Source organism: uncultured Caballeronia sp. (assembly GCF_964243625.1).
In the GTDB taxonomy this organism is placed as follows: Bacteria; Pseudomonadota; Gammaproteobacteria; order Burkholderiales; family Burkholderiaceae; genus Caballeronia.
Window position 1 is genome coordinate 1 of record NZ_CAXTGZ010000098.1, and the last position, 14924, is coordinate 14924.

Annotated in this window: 15 protein-coding genes and 1 tRNA gene; 10 read left to right on the top strand and 6 right to left on the bottom strand. The window is 60.9% G+C overall.

Going from position 1 to position 14924, the window contains the following annotated elements; translation table 11 throughout:
* Positions 1–225 precede the first annotated feature (225 nt).
* The 3 genes from rpoZ to ACFFAR_RS09265 are packed head-to-tail and all read right to left on the bottom strand — an operon-like array spanning position 226 to position 2093.
* Positions 226–429, bottom strand: a complete 204-nt coding sequence (gene rpoZ / locus ACFFAR_RS09255) for a DNA-directed RNA polymerase subunit omega (protein ID WP_031359151.1) — start codon at positions 427–429, stop codon at positions 226–228.
* Between the two features lie 56 nt (positions 430–485).
* Complete coding sequence (gene gmk, locus ACFFAR_RS09260; RefSeq protein WP_061998847.1) at positions 486–1151, bottom strand: guanylate kinase; 666 nt, start codon at positions 1149–1151, stop codon at positions 486–488.
* Between the two features lie 6 nt (positions 1152–1157).
* On the bottom strand, positions 1158–2093 hold the full coding sequence (locus ACFFAR_RS09265) for a YicC/YloC family endoribonuclease (RefSeq protein ID WP_174362832.1): 936 nt from the start codon (positions 2091–2093) through the stop codon (positions 1158–1160).
* Positions 2094–2444: 351 nt separating this feature from the next.
* On the opposite strand from ACFFAR_RS09265, the gene rph reads away from it, so the two are divergent.
* The 6 genes from rph (at position 2445) to ACFFAR_RS09295 (ending at position 8868) form a co-directional block, all read left to right on the top strand.
* On the top strand, positions 2445–3191 hold the full coding sequence (gene rph, locus ACFFAR_RS09270; protein WP_269465467.1) for a ribonuclease PH: 747 nt from the start codon (positions 2445–2447) through the stop codon (positions 3189–3191).
* Positions 3184–3801, top strand: a complete 618-nt coding sequence (rdgB, locus tag ACFFAR_RS09275; protein WP_231941316.1) for an RdgB/HAM1 family non-canonical purine NTP pyrophosphatase — start codon at positions 3184–3186, stop codon at positions 3799–3801. The genes rph and rdgB overlap by 8 nt, the downstream gene beginning before the upstream one ends.
* Positions 3798–5036: a radical SAM family heme chaperone HemW gene (hemW, locus tag ACFFAR_RS09280; protein ID WP_062169555.1), complete on the top strand. Its 1239-nt coding sequence runs from the start codon at positions 3798–3800 to the stop codon at positions 5034–5036. Before rdgB ends, hemW begins: the two co-directional genes overlap by 4 nt.
* Positions 5037–5075: 39 nt before the next feature.
* The gene (locus tag ACFFAR_RS09285) at positions 5076–6266 is read left to right on the top strand and encodes an MFS transporter (protein WP_075359627.1); all 1191 of its coding nucleotides are present in this window, start codon (positions 5076–5078) and stop codon (positions 6264–6266) included.
* Between the two features lie 106 nt (positions 6267–6372).
* Positions 6373–6462: transfer RNA gene (locus ACFFAR_RS09290), tRNA-Ser, on the top strand.
* Positions 6463–6831: 369 nt separating this feature from the next.
* On the top strand, positions 6832–8868 hold the full coding sequence (locus ACFFAR_RS09295; RefSeq protein WP_375507796.1) for a tetratricopeptide repeat protein: 2037 nt from the start codon (positions 6832–6834) through the stop codon (positions 8866–8868).
* Between the two features lie 60 nt (positions 8869–8928).
* On the opposite strand, the gene ACFFAR_RS09300 is transcribed toward ACFFAR_RS09295, so the two are convergent.
* Entirely contained in the window at positions 8929–9705 is a 777-nt protein-coding gene (locus tag ACFFAR_RS09300) for an SDR family NAD(P)-dependent oxidoreductase (protein WP_062169545.1), read from the bottom strand.
* 137 nt (positions 9706–9842) lie between these two features.
* Between ACFFAR_RS09300 and gcvA the strand changes: the two genes are divergently transcribed.
* Entirely contained in the window at positions 9843–10763 is a 921-nt protein-coding gene (gene gcvA / locus ACFFAR_RS09305; RefSeq protein WP_174362834.1) for a transcriptional regulator GcvA, read from the top strand.
* 30 nt (positions 10764–10793) lie between these two features.
* Positions 10794–11171 carry a hypothetical protein gene (locus ACFFAR_RS09310; protein ID WP_062169542.1) on the top strand — a complete coding sequence of 126 codons (378 nt, stop codon included), beginning with the start codon at positions 10794–10796 and terminating at the stop codon, positions 11169–11171.
* Between the two features lie 16 nt (positions 11172–11187).
* Here the strand turns inward: ACFFAR_RS09310 and ACFFAR_RS09315 are convergent, their stop codons facing one another.
* Entirely contained in the window at positions 11188–11346 is a 159-nt protein-coding gene (locus ACFFAR_RS09315; RefSeq protein WP_162916033.1) for a hypothetical protein, read from the bottom strand.
* Between the two features lie 113 nt (positions 11347–11459).
* On the opposite strand from ACFFAR_RS09315, the gene ACFFAR_RS09320 reads away from it, so the two are divergent.
* A complete protein-coding gene (locus ACFFAR_RS09320) occupies positions 11460–11942 on the top strand; it encodes an energy transducer TonB (RefSeq protein ID WP_375507797.1) in 483 nt (160 codons plus the stop codon).
* 321 nt (positions 11943–12263) lie between these two features.
* On the top strand, positions 12264–13520 hold the full coding sequence (locus ACFFAR_RS09325; RefSeq protein WP_305954609.1) for an MFS transporter: 1257 nt from the start codon (positions 12264–12266) through the stop codon (positions 13518–13520).
* A 15-nt stretch (positions 13521–13535) separates the two neighbouring features.
* On the opposite strand, the gene ACFFAR_RS09330 is transcribed toward ACFFAR_RS09325, so the two are convergent.
* On the bottom strand, positions 13536–14669 hold the full coding sequence (locus ACFFAR_RS09330) for an OpgC domain-containing protein (protein ID WP_174365056.1): 1134 nt from the start codon (positions 14667–14669) through the stop codon (positions 13536–13538).
* Positions 14670–14924 lie beyond the last annotated feature (255 nt).

A 14924-nucleotide genomic window follows, 5' to 3' on the forward strand; every position in this document is an offset into this window, starting at 1 on the left:
CGCCGCCGACGGAGAATCTCCGTCCTGGTCGTGATCGTGCGCGTGGTTTTCAGTGTTCAGCTCAACCTGGGCGTCACGACGCGAATCGACACTGAGCGCGTCGTGGTGCGTATCCACAGAGACGGACGATGGAACAGGATTCATGGTCGCCTCCGTGGTTAGCTGACGCTTTAGCAAAGATGCGCGTTGATTCGAAATCGCTCGTGCCGATAACCCGGTTGAAACTTAAACCGGAACCTTCTTGAGCATTTCCACACCGACCTGGCCCGCCGCGATTTCACGCAGCGCTACAACGGTCGGCTTGTCGCGGCTTTCGATCTTCGGCGTGTGGCCCTGAGCGAGCTGGCGCGCGCGGTACGTTGCTGCGAGCGCGAGCTCGAAGCGATTGGGGATCATTTTCAGACAGTCTTCGACAGTGATGCGGGCCATGGTTGATTCCTTCTCGATATGTTCTTCATTCTACCTTATGTGACCGGAAAGCCCGCTCACTCGGCGTGCGGCGAGTGTATGCCCAACTCGACGAATAACTGCGTATGACGTGCATATTGCGAACCAAAGCGCAGACGTGTCGCGGCAACGAGACAGCGCAATTCGGTCAGCGCCTTATCGAAGTTCTCGTTGATCAGCACATATTGCGCTTCGGGCGCGTGCGCCATCTCGCTGCCGGCAGCAAGCAAACGGCGCACGATAACGTTCGGCGAATCCTGCCCGCGCTTCTTCAAGCGCTCTTCCAGCGCATCGAGCGAGGGCGGCAGGATGAAAATTTCCACCGCGTTGCGAAAGCGTTTCTTGACCTGTTGCGCGCCTTGCCAGTCGATTTCGAGCAGCACGTCATGGCCGCTTTTCATCTGCGCTTCAATCCATACGCGCGACGTTGCATAGTAGTTGCCGTGCACTTCCGCGCTTTCGAGGAATTCACCGGCGTCGTGCCGCGCCATGAAATCATCGACGGAAGCGAAATGGTATTGCACGCCGTTTTCCTCGCCGGGACGCGGGTCGCGCGTGGTGTACGAGACGGACAGGCGGATTGCCGGATCCTGCGCGAGCAGCGCGTTCACCAGCGTGGATTTGCCCGCGCCCGACGGCGCCACGACCATGAACAGGTTGCCCGGATAAACGCCGGCGTAGGTGTTGCGTTGAGCGTCGTTCATGTGCCGTTACTCCAGATTCTGCACTTGCTCGCGCATCTGTTCGATGAGCAGCTTGAGCGTCATCGATGCATCTGCGAGTTCTTTTGCTGCCGCCTTCGAGCCGAGCGTGTTCGCTTCGCGATTGAGTTCCTGCATCATGAAGTCGAGCCGCTTGCCCACCTTGCCGCCCTTTTGCAGCACGTGACGCGTTTCCGTCAGATGCGCGGTGAGGCGCTGCAATTCTTCGTTGATATCGATACGGATGCCGTACATGGTCACTTCCTGGCGAATCCGTTCGGCGATCTCTTCGCGCGGAATGCTGGTTTGCGTCGTTCCTTCCGGTGCGGTAATGCCGAGCGCAATCTGCAGACGTTCCACGATCTTCTGCTGATGCTTCGTGATCAGTTCCGGCACGAGCGGCGTGATGCGCGCGACGATCGCTTCCATTTCCGTCACATTCGCGATCAACACGGCGCTGAGCGCGGCGCCTTCGCGGGCGCGGACATCGATAAGTTCGGCAATCGCCTGCTTGCCGCACGCCAGCACCGCGTTGCGCAAGGTTTCTGCCGAAACACCGCTTTCCGACAAAATACCGGGCCAGCGCAGGATTTCACCGGTGCGCATGCGTTCGGAATCGGGGAAAACGTCGAGAACCGAGCGCTCCAGCGCGGCCAGTTGGGACAGCGCATCGCGGTTGAGCGCGCCGGAAATGGTCGTTTGCTCGGCGCGATTCAGGTTGATGCGGATATCGACCTTGCCGCGCGAGAGCTTGTTCATCAGCATTTCGCGCAACTGCGGCTCGCATACGCGAACGTCTTCCGGCATGCGGAAGTTCATGTCGAGAAAGCGCGAATTCACCGTGCGCAATTCCACCGATACTCCCACGCCCGAGCCATTTGCGCCCGCGCCGTCCGACGCTACCTCGCGCGTGGCGCTCGCATAGCCTGTCATGCTGTAGATCATTATCGCGTCCGTTGTTGAAGACCGTGTGCACCGGCGCCTTCACTGCATGCGCCGCACGGCTGGTTCACTTCAGTACGCCCGGCGTGAAGCTGCGCGAATGGCATGCATGGTTGGCCGGGCGGGGAAGCTGGCATTATCCCATTTTTGCCGTTACTGCCCTTGAAAGCCCGGGGAAACGCGTGCGTCGGCTTCATACGCAGCCGGACGCTCACCCGGATTGCGGATAAAATTTGTTTTTCCGGCCCGGCGTTCCTTCGCTGTGTTCGTCGCTCGCTGCCGCTTTCTGGCGACTTTCAGCACCGCCCTCCCTTACTGCTTTTTCACTTGATCGCCTCCATGACAGATTCTCCGCTGACCTCGCCCGCCCCGACTTCACGCCCCAGCGGCCGCCGGGCGAACCAGTTGCGCGACGTGCGCATCACGCGTCATTACACGAAGCACGCGGAAGGTTCGGTCCTCGTCGAATTCGGCGATACCAAGGTGATCTGCACCGCAAGCATTTCCGAGCGCGTGCCCGAATTCCTGCGCGGCCGCGATCAGGGCTGGCTCACCGCCGAATACGGCATGCTGCCGCGCGCGACGAACACACGTAACGATCGCGAAGCCGCGCGCGGCAAACAGACCGGACGCACGCAGGAAATCCAGCGGCTGATCGGGCGCGCGCTGCGTTCCGTGTTCGATCTGAACAAACTCGGCGCGCGGACGCTGCATATCGATTGCGATGTGATCCAGGCCGATGGCGGCACGCGCACGGCAAGCATCACGGGCGCGTTCGTCGCGGCCCATGATGCCGTCACCAAGCTGATTGCAGCCGGGAAGATCGCAGAATCGCCCATCAACGAATTCGTCGCCGCGATCTCGGTTGGCGTGTACAACGGCCAGCCGGTTCTCGACCTGGACTACGACGAAGATTCCCAGTGCGATACCGACATGAACGTCGTGATGACGGGCGCCGGCGGTTTTGTCGAGGTTCAGGGAACAGCCGAAGGCGTGCCGTTCACGCGCTCGGAAATGAATTCATTGCTGGATCTGGCGCAAAGCGGCATTGAAACGTTGATTGCGAAGCAGAAAGTCGCCCTGGAGCTGCTCAGTGTCTGATCCTGTATTCAAACGGGTCGTGCTGGCGTCGAACAACGCCGGCAAGTTGCGCGAGTTTGCGGCCTTGCTCGCGAGCGCCGGCATCGATCTGGTGACGCAAGGCGAACTCGGTGTATCCGAGGCCGAGGAACCGCACGTGACGTTCGTCGAGAACGCGCTGGCGAAGGCGCGGCATGCATCGAAGGCGACGGGACTTCCCGCTCTCGCCGATGACTCCGGTCTCTGCGTTCACGCGTTGCGCGGCGCGCCCGGTGTCTATTCCGCGCGATACGCGCAATTGCTCAACGGCGGCGAAAAAAGCGACGCCGCGAACAACGCGCGGCTTGTCGCGGATCTGGCGAATGAAACCGATCGTCGCGCGTATTTTTTCTCCGTGCTCGTGCTGGTTCGTCATGCCGACGATCCAGAACCGCTGATTGCGGAAGGCCGCTGGCATGGCGAAGTGGTGGATGCTCCGCGCGGCGCAAACGGCTTTGGCTACGATGCCCATTTCTTCGTGCCATCGCTTGGAAAAACGGCCGGTGAACTCGATCCCGCAGTCAAGAACGCCAGCAGCCACCGGGCAATCGCGCTTCGGCATCTGCTCGGCCGGTTGAAGGACGTCTCGTGAGCGCCGGTCCCCAAACGATCAACGTCGTCAAGGCGTTCACGTCGCCGGGCAGTATCCGGCTGACGTCGCTGCCGCCGTTGTCGCTGTACGTGCATTTCCCTTGGTGCGTCAAAAAGTGTCCGTACTGCGACTTCAATTCGCATGAGTGGAAGGGACAGACGTTTCCGGAAGACCGTTATCTCGATGCATTGCGCGCCGATCTGGAACAAGCATTGCCGATGGTCTGGGGCCGGCAGGTCCATTCAATTTTCATCGGCGGGGGCACGCCCAGCTTGTTGTCGGCGAAGGGGCTGGACCGTCTGCTTTCCGACGCCCGCGCGTTGCTGCCCCTCGACGCCGATGCCGAGATCACGCTCGAAGCGAATCCCGGTACTTTCGAAGCGGCGAAGTTTGCGCAGTTCAGGGCGAGCGGCGTGAACCGGTTATCGATAGGAATCCAGAGCTTCAACGAAGCGCATTTGAAGGCGCTCGGACGGATTCACGATGCGACGCAAGCGCGCCAGGCCGTGGAAATCGCCGCGAAGAACTTCGATAACTTCAACCTCGACCTGATGTTCGCGCTGCCGAAGCAAACGCTGGACGAATGCCGTGCCGACATAGAAACCGCAATCAGTTTCGCGCCGCCGCATTTGTCGCTGTATCACCTGACGCTCGAACCGAACACCCTGTTCGCGAAATACCCGCCGCCCGTTCCCGACGACGACGAATCCGCCGACATGCAGGACTGGATTCACGAGCGCACGGCATCGGCGGGGTACGAGCGCTACGAGGTGTCGGCGTATGCGAAGCCGAACAAAAAGAGCCGGCACAACCTGAATTACTGGCGCTTCGGCGACTATCTGGGAATTGGCGCGGGCGCGCATACCAAGTTGTCGTTCCCGCAAAAGATCGTGCGGCAGGTCCGATACAAACATCCAGGCACGTACATGGACGAAGCGCTCGCAGGCGCGGCCGTGCAGGAAGAAAACGAAGTCGGTCCGCGCGATCTGCCGTTCGAATTCATGCTCAACACGCTGCGGCTCGTCGAAGGATTTCCGGTGCATTCGTTTAACGAACGCACCGGCCTTGCCATGTCCGCGATCGAACCCGCGTTGATCGAAGCCGAGAAGCGCGGCCTGATCACGCGCGATATCGACACCATTGCGCCCACGCAGCGCGGCCAGGATTTTCTCAACGACCTGCAGGCGCTGTTCCTCAAGAACCCTGACTCGAAGACGACCAAGGACAACCGTTAATTGAGCGCCTCCTCTCCTGCCGTACCGCCCAATTCAGTGATGCGTCACCGGCCCTTTGCGCTCTTCTGGAGCGCGCGGGTCATGTCATCGGTGGCGTTCCAGATGATGTCGGTCGCCATCGGCTGGCAGATTTATTCGATCACGCACAGCGCGTTCGCGCTCGGGCTGGTCGGCCTCGCGCAGTTCCTGCCCATGTTCATGCTCACGCTCGTGGTCGGTCATGTGGCCGACCGGTACGACCGGCGCACGATCGCGTTCATCTGCCAGGCGATCGAGGGCGTGGCGGCGTTGACCTTGTGTATCGCCACGTGGCGTGGGGTGACGAGTCAGGAACTGATCTATGTGATCGCTGCAGTTGCCGGTTCGGCCCGGGCGTTTGAATCGCCGTCGATGTCAGCGCTCTTGCCCAACCTCATTCCGCGCGCCCAGTTGCAGTACGCAACCGCGTGGTCCACGTCTGCGAACCAGACCGCACAAATCCTCGGCCCCGCGATGGGCGGCCTGCTCTACGGGCTCGGCGCGCTCGTGGTGTACGGGGCGGTATCGGTGGCGTTCGTGGGCGCGGCGCTGCTGCTTTCACTGATAAAAATCGAAAAAGCGGTTCGTATGAAAACGCCGCTTTCGTTCGAGTCGCTGTTCTCGGGTATCGCATTCATTCGACGCAAACCGGTGATTCTCGGCGCGTTGTCGCTCGATCTGTTTGCGGTGCTGCTCGGCGGCGCGACGGCCTTGTTGCCCGTGTTCGCCCGCGATGTGCTGCAGGCCGGACCCTGGGCGCTCGGCGTCTTGCGCGCGGCGCCGGCCGTCGGTGCCTTGGCGGGATCGATTTATCTGGCGCACTTCCCCTTGCGGCAACGCGCGGGAACCGCAATGTTCGGAGGCGTAATTGCGTTTGGCATTGCAACGATCGTGTTCGGTTTATCGCGCAACATCATCGTTTCGATGCTCGCGCTCGGCGCGCTGGGTGCGTCTGATGTGATCAGCGTGGTCGTGCGCAATTCGCTCGTCCAGTTGCAAACGCCCGACGATATGCGTGGCCGCGTCAACGCGATCAATTCGTTGTTTATCGGGACATCGAATCAGCTTGGCGAGTTTGAATCGGGCATGACTGCGGGCTTGTTCGGCGCGGTGCCCGCGGTGTTGATCGGCGGAGCCGGGACGATCGTTGTGGCCCTGCTCTGGATGCGCCTGTTTCCTGCTTTGCGGGCGACGAAATCGCTGGACGGATGACGCGCTTCCGAAGGCTTAAACAGCCGGCGAAGTTGCGCTACAATACGCGCCTTGCCGGAAAGGTGCGCTGTTCCGGCAGTTGCTTTGGTTGTGATGTGTGAAACGTGGAAGCGTGGCCGAGTGGTTTAAGGCACTAGTCTTGAAAACTAGCGACGGGGTGACTCGTCCGTGAGTTCGAATCTCACCGCTTCCGCCAGAATGAACAAGAGACCCCGTAAATTCAATGAATTACGGGGTTTTGTTTTTTCTGCGCACCAACAGGCCCGTCATGCGGCCGAAATCTCTGCTGAATGCTCGCGGCCTATCCTGTCCTGTTGCTCCGTTGCATCTGACTCGTCATTTTTTGTAGACCGGCAACGGCCATGTGATGGCGTCGATCGAGATACGAGCGCCGAAGCAGGCGCGTTCACGCCTGTCCCGGTTATATCAACGCTCTTCAGGACCGTTTCAGAGGAAGCCGCCGAAGTTGTAAGTGTGGCCGGCCTGCTGATACGCTCCCGCAGACTCGTTGATTGTCGGCAAGCCCCGCACGGCAGAGCGAGGCGTTGTTTCACGTAATCGATCAATGTCAGCAACCAGAAACATTTCCGGGTCGCGTACTGCAGGCCGTCCCACCGTCGGCGCCATGCTTCAGGCCAGCACCGTTGCGCTTCAATCGGGCTCGTTGATCAAGGCGGAAACCTTGATCCAGCAGTTGCTCAAACGCGACCCGCGCAACGCCGAGGCGATCCACCTCCTCGGCATCACGCGCATCGAGCAGAAGCGTTTTCCGGAAGCTGAGCAATGCCTCAGGAAAGCGGTCGCTATCAACCGGAACCCGACCTATTTCATCAACCTCGGTCTTGCCCTGGCCTCCCAGGGCAAAGATGCACAAGCGCGCGATGCTTACCAAGCCGGCATTGCGCTTGAGCCTCAGGCCGCGCGCGTATACAACAACCTTGGAACGATCCTGGACCGCATGCAGGACCGAGCGGGCGCGGAATTGAACTATCGGCGAGCGCTCGCCACCGATCCCCGTTATTGCCTGGCTCACCGGAACCTGGGCATCTTGTTGCGCGAGACTGGCCGTCCTCACGAAAGCGAAACCAGCTTTCGCCAGGCGCTCGCAATCGAGCCGGAAACCGGTGCGATCTGGTCGACCTATGCCGACCTGCTGGACTCACTGAACCGGCTGGACGATGCAGAAGCCGCGTACAGGCAGGCTGGCCGATGGGACTCCGTTCAGCACGTCATGCGACAGGCGGCGTCGTGGGATGGACTGGATGAGATCGATGCCGCCGCCATCGAACTGGTCGAGTCGGCGCGGTTTGCCAATCCGGGGACATGGGAACTGCTTGGCATTCCATCCATGCCGCCTGCGGTCCATCGCGAAGCGGGTCGTCTTTTTGCATTGAGCCGTTGGGGCCGGGAATTGAATGCGCAAGGCGCGTCTGCGGCGACGCCCCGCGAAGCCGACGGGTCACGGCTGAAAATTGGTTACCTGTCATCGGATTTTTACGATCACGCGACGATGCACTTGCTGGCCGGCGTACTCGAGTTGCACGATCAATCGTGTGTGGACGTGCATTTGTATTCGTACGGGCCATCCCGCGACGACGCTTTTACCTCGCGCATCGCCAACATGCCGGCGACCTTTCATGACATCGCCGCCGCGACCGACGCAGAGGCCGCCACGCAGATCGCGGCCGACGGTATTCAACTTCTGGTCGATCTCAAGGGTTTCACGACTGGCACCCGGCTTGGCATCTCGGCGCGGCGCCCGGCGCCTGTTACGCTCAATTGGCTTGGCTATCCCGGCTCGCTAGGGCATTCCGGGCTGGCGGATTACCTAATAGGCGATCCGGTCGTCACGCCACCGGCCCATGCCGATCATTTCAGCGAAACACTCGCGCTGATGCCGTATTGCTATCAGCCGAATGACCACCGCCGCGAATCCGGCCCGCAGCCCACCCGTGCCGAAGCGGGCTTGCCGGAAACCGGTATCGTATTCTGCAGTTTCAATCAGACGTTCAAGTTCGGGCCCACGATGTTCTCGGTTTGGTGCCGTCTGCTCGCGGCGGTGCCGGGCAGCGTGCTATGGCTTCTCGAACCGCCCGTGCCCGATGTCATCGACAATCTGCGTAAAGAGGCAACGGCCAGGGGTATCGATGCGTCACGGTTGATTTTTGCTGATCGCCTGAAACAGCCGGCGCATCTTGCGCGCCTCGCGCTGGCGGACATCGCGCTCGACACTTTTCCGTGCAACTCCCACACCACGGGTAGCGACGCATTGTGGGCGGGTGTGCCCATGGTCACGCGCAGCGGTGCATTGTTCGCCAGCCGCGTGGGCGCGAGCCTGCTGCGGGCCGCCGGGCTTGGCGAACTGGTGACGGAAGACGACGAGACCTATTTCAATGTTGCGCTGTCACTCGCTTCCGATCCGGAACGGCTCGCCGCGCTGAGCACTCAGTTGATCCAGCGCCGTGAAACGCTTCCGCTCTTCAATACCGCGCAATTCACGCGCGATCTCGAGCGGCTTTACAAGGCGATCTGGCAGCGCGAGACATCGGGCGAGGCGGGAACGAAGGCGCCGATCGTTTTATCGGCGGAAGAGCGGGAATGAGGGGTCAGCGCACCTTTTGCGTTTAATCGCGGGATACCGCGTCGTCACGGAATCCCCGGTTCAGGCCTGACGGCCGGCCATGACGCCGCCATCGACGGGCAGCACGGTACCGGTAATCCACGATGCATTTTGCGATGCAAGGAAAAGGATTGCCTCGGCGATATCCGCCGGCTGCCCGTTGCGCCCGAGCGGATGAAACGCGTTGAACGCAGGCAACGTCGCCTTGACCTGATCGTCGGTCATGAACGTGTTGTAGACAGGCGTCTCGACGACCGCCGGCGCTACGGTATTGATGCGAATGTTCGACGACGCCAGTTCGATCGCCAGATTCCGCGTCAACGCATGCACGCCCGCGTTCGCCGCCGAATACGCCGCTGAAGGCGTTGCGCCGATCGCCTGCAACGCCCAGAGCGAGCCGGTCTGAACGATGGCGCCACCACCGCGCAGCTTCATGGCGCGCGCCGCGGCCTGGGCCATGAAGAACTTGCCTTTGAGGATCGTATCGATGAACCAGTCGTATTCAGATTCCGTCACGTCGAGAAACGGCTTAGGCGCAAACACGCCAGCATTGTTGATCAGGATATCGACGCCGCCAAAGGCTTGAGTCGCGAGATTCACGAGGCCAGCGGCTGTTGCTGGCGCTGCAATGTCACCGGCGAACGTGCGAACCTGGGCGCCGGTCGGATCAATTTGCTCTGCCGCTTGCTTGAGCTTGGCCTCATCACGCCCGCCAATAACTACACTTGCCCCGGCTTGCACGAGGCGTGCTGCGACCTCCTTGCCAATCCCCGATCCGCCGCCCGTAACAATCGCCACTTTAGAAGAAAAACTATGCATTCCGATACTCCTGAAAAGTTCAGCCAAGTGAAGGAACGATCCGCTCCCTGCTTCCTTGATGGAGAGTATTGTTGGCTCGCGCGTACGCAATCGCAAATCAGTTATTCTGTCTGTTCCTAAAAGAAAAACTTTACCGTATGACAACGCCAATTTTCTTGAACGCGTTGCGTGCATTCGAAGTGAGTGCGCGCCACCAAAGCTTTTCGGCGGCAGCAGCGGAACTGAATGTCACCCCGGCGGCTGTCGGACAACTTGTTCGAAGCCTCGAAGAGTGGCTGGCCTTCCCACTATTTCATCGAAGCGGCGGCGGGCGGGCGCGTCTGATACCGACGGACATCGCAATTCGGGCGCTGCCCGACATCCGTGCAGGCTTCGACCGGCTGAACCTCGGGCTTGCGCGGCTCAAGGAAGCGTCGACCGGAGGCGTACTTACCGTCACTGTCAGCCCGGCGTTCGCGGCGAAATGGCTTCTACCGCGTATAGACCGGTTCCAGACTGCGTGGCCGGAAACCGATGTACGTCTCGACACTAGTCTCAAACTCATGGACTTCGCGAGTCAGGGTATCGATATCGGAGTGCGTTATGGCGCCGGCCATTGGCCGGGGCTGCAAGCGGAAAAGCTGATGGACGAGGAGGTCTTTCCGGTTTGTTCGCGTGAATTCCTTGAGCGCCATTCCGGGTTGCGTGGCCCTGCCGATCTCGCCGGACTGACATTGATCGATGATCTTTCCGTCGACCGGCAATCCGGCTTCGTCACGTGGGATACGTGGCTCGACAACGCAGGGGTGAAAGTCGTCGCGAGCCGCGCCGGCCTGAAGATCAACAATTCCGCGGCAGTGTTGCAGGCTGCCGTCGATGGTCACGGCGTGGCGTTGGCACGCAGCGTTCTCGCGCGCGATGATCTGAATTCCGGCCGCTTGATCCGCTTGTTTCCCGAGATCACGCTGCCGTCATCGCTCGCGTATTTCGTGGTCTACCGGAAGGAATGCGCGGCACTACTCAGGCTCGTCGCGTTCCGCGAATGGCTTTTCAGCGAAACCGCGAGGGACCGGGTTTAAATACGCCTTGCACAATGGGATTTGAAATCGATGCCCTCCGCTATCAACAACTCGCTCGCCTGGATCTTCGAGGCATTCGAGCGTGACCCGGCCTACCTCAGCAAACGGATGTTCGGCCTCGACGCCGCTTACCTGGATGGATTGTTATGCCTGGTTGCCGGCGATCGCGACGAACCGTGGAATGGTTTGCTGGTGTGCACGTCGCAGGATCGCCACACTGCGCTCATCAGTGAAATGCCGGCGTTGCAGCCGCATCCGGTGCTCGGGAAGTGGCTTTATGTATCGCAGGATGATCCGGCGTTCGAGGACATCGTGAAGAGAATGACGGCGCTAGTGCTGGCGCGCGATGAACGGATCGGTGTCGAGCCCAAACCCCGCCGGCGCAGCAAGAAGGCTGCGCCGGGCTGAGGTATCGGGTCCTTCGTCAACCTACGTCCGGCTCACCTTCACCGGGTTTCTTTCCAGGCTGATCGCTTGGCGCCTGCTTGCGCTGGTCGTCGTCGCGATCGGGCATCTTGCTCGCCTCGTTGTCGCTGTGTTCAGCCGGTTGCGGATTGTTCAGATCGGTCGGATCGCTGCTCATGGTCCTCTCCTTGCATTGAGATGCTGTGGGTATGCAAAATGGGGCAGCAAGACGTGGTCCCGGCGCGTATCGTCGAGCCTGGATGCAGCGATTTCTGCGGAGCTTCGCCGATCATGACCTACCGCTTCAAACAGGCACACATTGGACGCAGCATCGCGCTCCTCGCGACTCTTGCTGCCTGCACGATCACCCCGCCGCCCAGCGCGCTCGAAACGCCCAAGCCCGCCGCGGCGGTCGCGGGCGCGACGCTCGATCAATACAAGGTGCGCGTCGCACAACATATCTTCGAGCACAATCCGTCGCTGGTGCTCAAGGGCACGCCGCAAGCCATGCTGCGCTCGCTTGTCGTGGTCGCCTACACCGTGGATCGCAACGGGCGTGTGATCCGCTCGTCGGTGTATAGGACGAATGGGGACGACGAAGCCGAAGCCACTGCCCTCGCCTCGCTGCGCCGGGCCTCGCCGTTGCCCGCACCGCCCACTCGCCTGCTCGATGGCAACGGCCACCTCGACCTCTTCGAAGGCTGGCTTTTCAACGACAACGGCCAGTTCCAGCTAAGGAGCGCGCATTCGCCGCAGGCAACGACCATCGACTGAGGGAACTTTCATTGCACTTCGGGAAACACTTCCTTGCCCGTCGCCACGCACGGTCGTTATAATTTTCGATACCCCCGTTACACCGGTTGGCCGGCCATGCCGGTCACGCCATTGCCGCCGCCCATCCAGCGCCTGTGCAATGCGCCCCGCCCGCTCGATACCACGCCGCACCCGCGCGCCGTTCGACGCAGTCTGCCTGCATTGTTTGCCTTAATAAAATGTCCCGCGGCGCGGTTGAGAATCGCGCGCGATGGGCAAAACGGAGACGCCATGTCGTCAGCTTCATCCTCACTGCCTGCATCGCCCGCCAGCGATGCCAAAATGAGCAGTTCCCGCGTCATTTTCGCGAGTTTTATAGGTACGGCGATCGAGTTTTACGACTTCTACGTCTACGCTACCGCCGCCGCGCTCGTGATCGGCCCGGTCTTTTTTCCGCATAGTTCGCCCGCCGCGCAGGCGTTGTCGGCGTTCGTCACGTTCGGCATTGCGTTTATCGCGCGCCCGATCGGTTCGTTCGTGTTCGGCCATTTCGGCGACCGGATCGGACGAAAATCGACGCTGGTTGCATCGCTACTGGTGATGGGCGTTTCCACGACGCTGATCGGCTTCGTGCCGGGATATGCGTCCATTGGCAGCCTCGCGCCCGTGCTGCTGTGCATCCTGCGTTTCGGGCAAGGCATTGGCCTCGGCGGCGAATGGGGCGGTGCGGCGCTGCTCGCGACCGAATACGCCCCGCAAAACAAACGCGGCTGGTTCGGGATGTTCCCGCAACTGGGGCCGTCGGTGGGGTTCCTGGCATCGAACGGCTTGTTCTTCGGCCTGGCGCTGTCTCTCACCGACGAACAATTCCGCAGTTGGGGCTGGCGCGTGCCGTTCATTGTCAGCGCCGTGCTGGTGGGGCTTGGACTCTACGTGCGCCTGAAAATCGCGGAAACGCCGGCGTTTCGCGCGGCCATGGAAAAGCACGAACGCGTGCGCATGCCTGTTGCGACGCTGCTCAGCCGCTATCTTGGGCCGACGCTGCTTGGTGCCATTGCGATGATCGTCTGCTACACGCTCTTCTACATCTCGACGGTTTTTTCGCTGTCGTACGGCGTCTCGACGCTGCATTTCACGCGCGAGAAATTCCTGGGCCTGTTGTGCTTCGCGGTGATCTTCATGGCGATCGCCACGCCGCTTTCGGCGCTCGCAAGCGACAAATTCGGCCGTCGGCCGGTCCTGATCGTCGGTTGCATTGCCGCGATCCTTTCCGGGTTCACCATGGCGCCCTTGCTTGGCAGCGGCAACACGTTCGCAGTCGCGCTGTTCCTGACCATCGAGCTATTTTTGATGGGCGTGACGTTTGCCCCGATGGGCGCGCTCTTGCCCGAGCTGTTCCCGACCAACGTGCGCTACACCGGGGCGGGCGTGGCGTACAACCTCGGCGGGATTCTGGGTGCGTCGGTGGCGCCGTATATCGCGCAATTGCTGGCGAATCGCGGCGGGCTGACGTGGGTTGGCGGTTACGTTTCCGCGGCGGCCGCACTCAGCTTGATCGGCGTCCTGTGCATGCGTGAGACGCGCGGGATCAAGCTCTGACGCTGCTTCGACGTTTTATCGATCCCGCCGGTTGGTTGCATGCGCCGGCACGGCGGGATGTTTGGGCACGCGGCTAAGCTGGGCGGCCTTCCGGTCGCGCCAGAATGCCGCGAGCCAGATCAGCGTGCCGATAGCAATGGCGTCGCCGGTCAGCCCGGCCATCCATTGGTACGATCCGAGCGATACAACGCGCAACGCGGAATCAATGACCAGCGACATGCAAGCGCCGGCAATAAAGCACACGAGCCCCTGCTTGCCGACGTTCACCACGCTCGGCAAAGCCTGCGCGAGCGATCGAATCCACCCTGCGTGCACGGCCTGCGCGAACAGCCACGCAACCACCACAAAACTCACGATGCGCAGCGTCGCGAGGTTCTGCTTCATGTATCCCGGCGGCGCTTGCGTCTCAAGGAACAGCTTGGCGAATGCGAACGTCAGGAACACCACGATCGCGGCGCGCGTCAGCCAACGCGCCGTTTTCGAGTTGTGGAATTCGGCGCTGATCGGCTGAACCCGCGAAAGCAGGCCCAGCACGAACATCAATTGCCAAGCGAACGGGTTGAACGACCAGCCCTCGGCGTAGGCTGAAGGCAGCCACTGCGCAAGCGACGACGCGAACAGCCACATGCCCAGACTGCCGAACAGCACGACAACGGGCTTTTTCTCCGCAAGCGGCACGACGAACGGCACGGCGAGCGCGAACATGGCGTACATCGGCAGCACCGACGACAAATACGGCTGATGCCGCAACGTGGCGATATCGAAGGAAAGGCTGAGCGGCCGGGCAAGGAAAGCCGGCCATTCGGTGATTTGCAGCATGGGGGTGTCAATGCGCATCCACATCAGCAGCGCGCCGCCTAATAGCATCATGACCGCGGTGAACAGATATGCACGATAGATCTCCCAGCTCCGCTTCAAGAAGCGCCGGAGCGCGGCCGAATGGCTGCGGTTCGATTCAATCGATGTATAAGCCGCCGCCGATGCATAGCCGCCCAAAAATACAAATACCTCAGCGGAATCGCAGAATGCATAGCTGTGCAGCGTGAAGCGCGACAGGACGCTTCCCGAAATGTGGTCAACGGCAATGACAAGCAGCACGAGCCCCCGGAAAAAATCAACTTCGAGGGAGCGGCGATTCGGGGAACTCATGGGTGCGACTCCGTGGAAACAACGTGTCTGCGACAACGCCAAAGGTTCGAATTCAGGTTCAACCTGCAGATGCGGGTTAGTACTGAACGCGTTTGGAAAATTCCCGTCAGATCATTCACTTACAGCGGGAAAGGTGCGTCACACAAGCTCGCTGTGACAATCGCAACTTGCGTACCGGCCCGAGCTGCCTATACTCAAACAAACCTTGAACAGATTTGAGGCTAATTGTGGCAGTAGCGCTCGACGGTATTGAGC

Bases quoted from the DNA above. Each gene is read 5' to 3' on its own strand.
- ACFFAR_RS09310 (WP_062169542.1), top strand. From the start codon at position 10,794: ATGCCCTCCGCTATCAACAACTCGCTCGCCTGGATCTTCGAGGCATTC.
- rpoZ (WP_031359151.1), bottom strand. From the start codon at position 429: ATGGCCCGCATCACTGTCGAAGACTGTCTGAAAATGATCCCCAATCGC.
- ACFFAR_RS09265 (WP_174362832.1), bottom strand. From the start codon at position 2,093: ATGATCTACAGCATGACAGGCTATGCGAGCGCCACGCGCGAGGTAGCG.
- ACFFAR_RS09315 (WP_162916033.1), bottom strand. From the start codon at position 11,346: ATGAGCAGCGATCCGACCGATCTGAACAATCCGCAACCGGCTGAACAC.
- ACFFAR_RS09285 (WP_075359627.1), top strand. From the start codon at position 5,076: ATGCGTCACCGGCCCTTTGCGCTCTTCTGGAGCGCGCGGGTCATGTCA.
- gcvA (WP_174362834.1), top strand. From the start codon at position 9,843: ATGACAACGCCAATTTTCTTGAACGCGTTGCGTGCATTCGAAGTGAGT.
- ACFFAR_RS09330 (WP_174365056.1), bottom strand. From the start codon at position 14,669: ATGAGTTCCCCGAATCGCCGCTCCCTCGAAGTTGATTTTTTCCGGGGG.
- ACFFAR_RS09300 (WP_062169545.1), bottom strand. From the start codon at position 9,705: ATGCATAGTTTTTCTTCTAAAGTGGCGATTGTTACGGGCGGCGGATCG.
- ACFFAR_RS09325 (WP_305954609.1), top strand. From the start codon at position 12,264: ATGAGCAGTTCCCGCGTCATTTTCGCGAGTTTTATAGGTACGGCGATC.
- gmk (WP_061998847.1), bottom strand. From the start codon at position 1,151: ATGAACGACGCTCAACGCAACACCTACGCCGGCGTTTATCCGGGCAAC.
- ACFFAR_RS09295 (WP_375507796.1), top strand. From the start codon at position 6,832: ATGTCAGCAACCAGAAACATTTCCGGGTCGCGTACTGCAGGCCGTCCC.
- ACFFAR_RS09320 (WP_375507797.1), top strand. From the start codon at position 11,460: ATGACCTACCGCTTCAAACAGGCACACATTGGACGCAGCATCGCGCTC.